4 protein-coding genes are annotated in these 4,113 nt (G+C 67.3%); 2 read left to right on the forward strand and 2 right to left on the reverse strand.

Annotated elements, in window-relative coordinates; all coding sequences use genetic code 11:
• A partial coding sequence (locus tag AC2VOG_RS19835) for a dienelactone hydrolase family protein (protein ID WP_486941535.1) occupies nucleotides 1-792 on the reverse strand: 792 nt, incomplete at its 3' end.
• Nucleotides 789-1,520, reverse strand: a complete 732-nt coding sequence (locus AC2VOG_RS19840; protein WP_486941536.1) for a DUF4245 domain-containing protein — start codon at nucleotides 1,518-1,520, stop codon at nucleotides 789-791. The genes AC2VOG_RS19840 and AC2VOG_RS19835, both read right to left, overlap by 4 nt.
• On the opposite strand from AC2VOG_RS19840, the gene glpX reads away from it, so the two are divergent.
• Together glpX and AC2VOG_RS19850 are read left to right on the forward strand one after the other, a co-directional pair.
• A complete protein-coding gene (gene glpX, locus AC2VOG_RS19845; protein WP_486941537.1) occupies nucleotides 1,519-2,607 on the forward strand; it encodes a class II fructose-bisphosphatase in 1,089 nt (362 codons plus the stop codon). The two genes, AC2VOG_RS19840 and glpX, sit on opposite strands and share 2 nt — an antisense overlap.
• A gap of 30 nt (nucleotides 2,608-2,637) precedes the next feature.
• On the forward strand, nucleotides 2,638-4,038 hold the full coding sequence (locus AC2VOG_RS19850; RefSeq protein ID WP_486941538.1) for a class II fumarate hydratase: 1,401 nt from the start codon (nucleotides 2,638-2,640) through the stop codon (nucleotides 4,036-4,038).
• Nucleotides 4,039-4,113: the final 75 nt, after the last annotated feature.

Here is a 4,113-nt window from a genome sequence, read left to right on the forward strand (position 1 = left end):
CAGCCGCTCGTTGAGGAACTCGACGACGCGCTTGCGCGCCTCGTAGGCCGGGTGGCCGTCGACCTCGCGCACCTCGTCGGTCAGCACCGAGTGCGCCATCCGCGAAAAGCCGTGCTCGTTGCCCGGCTTGGAGTTGATCTCAATCACCTCGAACGCGTCACCGAGACGGTCTTTGAGCGTCGTGAATCGCTCGGCCGGAACCGCTCGATCCTCGCTGAACCGCAAACCGATGGCGCACAAGCCCTCGCTGCTGGCACGGTCTTTGAACGCGTTCAACTCCAGATCGCTCACCCCGGGGTCGCGTCGCTGGCGAGCGGTCAGCGGGAAAGGCACCGACGGCTGGCTGAGCACCGGCGCGAGCACACTGTCGTCGACCGCGGCGGCCAGCGCGAAGCCACCGGTGAAGCAGTGCCCGATGACGCCGACGCCCTTGCCCGGCGTCTCCTTGTTCAACTCTCGCGCCAGCGCCCGCAAATACACCGCCACCGGACGTTGCTTGTTGGTCGCGAAAGCGGCGAATTCCCTTGCCACACAGACTCGCGCGATGGTCGAGGCGATGTAGCCGGGGTCTTTGCTCCGACCGGGTTCGCCGAACAGTGACGGCATGGCCACCGTGAAGCCGTTGTCCACCAAATGGTTTCCCAGTCCCAGCACGCCGGGGTGGATGCCCGGGATCTCAGGGATCAGCACCACGCCGGGGCCCTCGCCACGGCGGTAGACGTCGTGGGTGTATCCACCGCCGGTGAACGGCGACATCGTCCAGCCGGTGAGATCGGCTACCGGTGCGCTCATGGGTGTTTCTCCTGTCGATGGGCAGGCAGGGGTGCCTGCGTCTGGGTGGCCACCGCCAGCACACGGAACTCGTCGACGCTGCCGGCACCGGTGATCGCCACCTGGGCGGGCCCGGCCGGGCTGTCGAGTCGCGTCGTCCAGATCGGCTCGACGCCGCCATCACCGGAGTAGGTGATCCACCGGACGCCGTTCACGTCGACGGCGCCGGTCGGATACATCGAGGCGTGGATGGAGCCGACCAGCTTCGCCTCGTCGGCGTTGCTCTGCGTCAGGCTCAGATACTCGCCCCCGGGACTGATGAAGCCCACGATCGACGTGACGGCCCGCATCTTCTGGCCGGTCGCTGGATCGGTCCGGCCGTCGGCGATGGAGCCACGGCCACCGGAATTGGCCTGCCAGCCGGCGGGAAGCTGCGGCAGCCGGATCGGCAACCCGAGGGTCAGCGCGTCGGCTTTCAGGGCGCTCGCCGCGTCGTAGGCCGGCACCGGCCCGCGACTGACTCCGCCCGGTTCGAAGGAGCACATGCCGACCACACCGGCCAGCACGATGCATGCCACCACCAGCGGCGCGATCGACCAGAACATGTCCCGGCCGTCCTGCAGTAGCCGGGGTTTGGCCGGTCTGGCCGACGGCTCAGGCTGTTCAGCCGGCGGCTGTGGCTGCGACGTCACAGTACGAGTATCCCAGCTACCGACCGGCAACCTGCCTCTGGGACAATTGGCAGCCATGGATAACCGCGCCGCTGCCTCCTCGCCGCCGGACAGCGGCTCGTCGTCGCCAACGGTGAGCGCAGGTTCTCGTCGTGAAGCCCCGGACCGTAACCTCGCCCTCGAGCTCGTCCGGGTCACCGAAGCCGGCGCCATGGCCGCCGGCCGCTGGGTGGGCCGCGGCGACAAGGAGGGTGGCGACGGCGCGGCCGTCGATGCCATTCGCCAGCTGGTGAACTCGGTATCGATGCGCGGCGTCGTGGTGATCGGCGAAGGCGAGAAAGACGAAGCGCCGATGCTGTACAACGGCGAGCACGTCGGCAACGGCGACGGGCCGGAATGCGACTTCGCTGTCGACCCGATCGATGGCACCACGTTGATGAGCAAGGGCATGCCCAACGCCATCTCGGTGCTCGCGGTGGCCGACCGCGGCTCGATGTTCGACCCGTCGGCGGTGTTCTACATGAACAAGATCGCCGTCGGCCCGGACGCCGCCCACGTGCTGGACATCACCGCGCCGATCGGCGCCAACGTCCGCGCGGTCGCCAAGGTCAAAGGCCTGTCGGTGCCGGACATGACCGTCGTCATCCTGGACCGACCGCGGCACGCCAAGCTGATCCAGGATGTCCGCGACACGGGCGCGCGCATCCGGCTGATCACCGACGGCGACGTGGCGGGAGCGATCGCCGCCTGCCGACCGGGCTCCGGCACCGACATGCTGGCCGGTATCGGCGGTACTCCCGAGGGCATCATCACCGCCGCGGCGCTGCGCTGCATGGGCGGCGAGATCCAGGCTCAGCTGGCCCCCAAGGACGACGAAGAGCGCCAGAAAGCACTCGACGCGGGCTACGACCTCGACGCCGTGCTGACCACCGTCGACCTGGTCTCGGGGGACAACGTCTTCTTCTGCGCGACCGGTGTCACCGACGGCGATCTGCTCAAGGGGGTGCGCTATGAACCCGGCGGCTGCACCACCCAGTCGATCGTCATGCGCTCCAAATCCGGCACGTTGCGGATGGTCGAGGGCTTTCACCGGCTGACCAAGCTCAACGAATACTCCGCGATCGACTTCACCGGCGACAGCACCGCCGCATACCCCCTGCCGTAACCACTACCTAACTAACGAGGGATTTGCCTGATGGCAGACGACACCGAATACCGCATCGAACACGACACCATGGGCGAAGTCCGAGTACCCGCAAAAGCGTTGTGGCGAGCTCAGACTCAGCGCGCCGTGGAGAACTTCCCGATCTCCGGCCGCGGCCTGGAGCGCACCCAGATCCGCGCCCTGGGCCTGCTGAAGGGCGCCTGCGCCCAGGTCAACAAGGACCTCGGGCTGCTGGGGGCCGACAAGGCCGACGCGATCATCGCTGCGGCTGCCGAGATCGCCGACGGCCGCCACGACGACCAGTTCCCGATCGACGTCTTCCAGACCGGTTCGGGCACCAGTTCCAACATGAACACCAACGAGGTGATCGCCAGCATCGCCGCTGCCAACGGCGTGACCGTGCACCCCAACGACGACGTCAACATGTCGCAGTCGTCCAATGACACCTTTCCGACCGCCACCCACATCGCGGCCACCGAAGCCGCTGTGCGCCATCTCATTCCGGCGCTGCAGGTGCTGCACGACGCGCTGGCCGACAAGGCCCGCGAATGGCACACCGTGGTCAAGTCGGGCCGCACGCATCTGATGGACGCCGTCCCAGTGACGCTGGGCCAGGAGTTCTCCGGGTATGCCCGCCAGATCGAGGCCGGCATCGAAAGAGTGCGCGCGTGCCTGCCGCGGCTGGGTGAACTGGCGATCGGCGGCACCGCGGTCGGCACCGGCCTCAACGCCCCCGACGGATTCGGCCCCAAGGTGGTCCAGGTGCTGGTCAAGGACACCGGCCTGACCGAACTACGCACCGCCGCAAATTCTTTCGAGGCGCAGGCCGCTCGCGACGGGCTGGTCGAGGCGTCCGGCGCACTACGCACCATCGCGGTGTCGCTGACCAAGATCGCCAACGACGTGCGGTGGATGGGCTCGGGCCCGCTGACCGGCTTGGGCGAGATCCTGCTGCCGGATCTGCAGCCGGGTAGTTCGATCATGCCGGGCAAGGTCAATCCCGTTCTGCCCGAGGCGGTCACCCAGGTTGCCGCGCAGGTGATCGGCAACGACGCCGCGGTCGCGGTCGGCGGACTTTCGGGTGCGTTCGAGCTCAACGTCTACATCCCGATGATGGCGCGCAACATCCTCGAGTCGTTCAAGCTGCTGACCAACGTTTCGACGTTGTTCGCCGAGCGGTGTATCAGCGGACTGAAGGCCAACGAGGAGCACCTGCGCGAGTTGGCCGAGTCGTCGCCGTCGATCGTCACACCGCTGAACTCGGCGATCGGCTACGAAGAGGCGGCCGCGGTGGCCAAACAAGCGCTCAAGGAGCGCAAGACAATTCGGCAAACCGTGATCGACCGCGGGCTGATCGGCGACAAGCTCTCCGAAGACGAACTCGATCGCCGACTCGACGTGCTCGCGATGGCCAAGGTCACCGAAGAGTAGCCATGCTCGACGACGGACTCCGCCAACGCCGCCTGGCGCTCATCGAAGAACACATGAGCACCGAGGTGACCAAGG

Source organism: Mycobacterium sp. TH-M11, from assembly GCF_057473725.1.

Excerpts from the sequence above, each read along its gene's own strand:
- glpX (WP_486941537.1), top strand. The coding sequence starts at position 1,519 with ATGGATAACCGCGCCGCTGCCTCCTCGCCGCCGGACAGCGGCTCGTCG.
- AC2VOG_RS19840 (WP_486941536.1), bottom strand. The coding sequence starts at position 1,520 with ATGGCTGCCAATTGTCCCAGAGGCAGGTTGCCGGTCGGTAGCTGGGAT.
- AC2VOG_RS19850 (WP_486941538.1), top strand. The coding sequence starts at position 2,638 with ATGGCAGACGACACCGAATACCGCATCGAACACGACACCATGGGCGAA.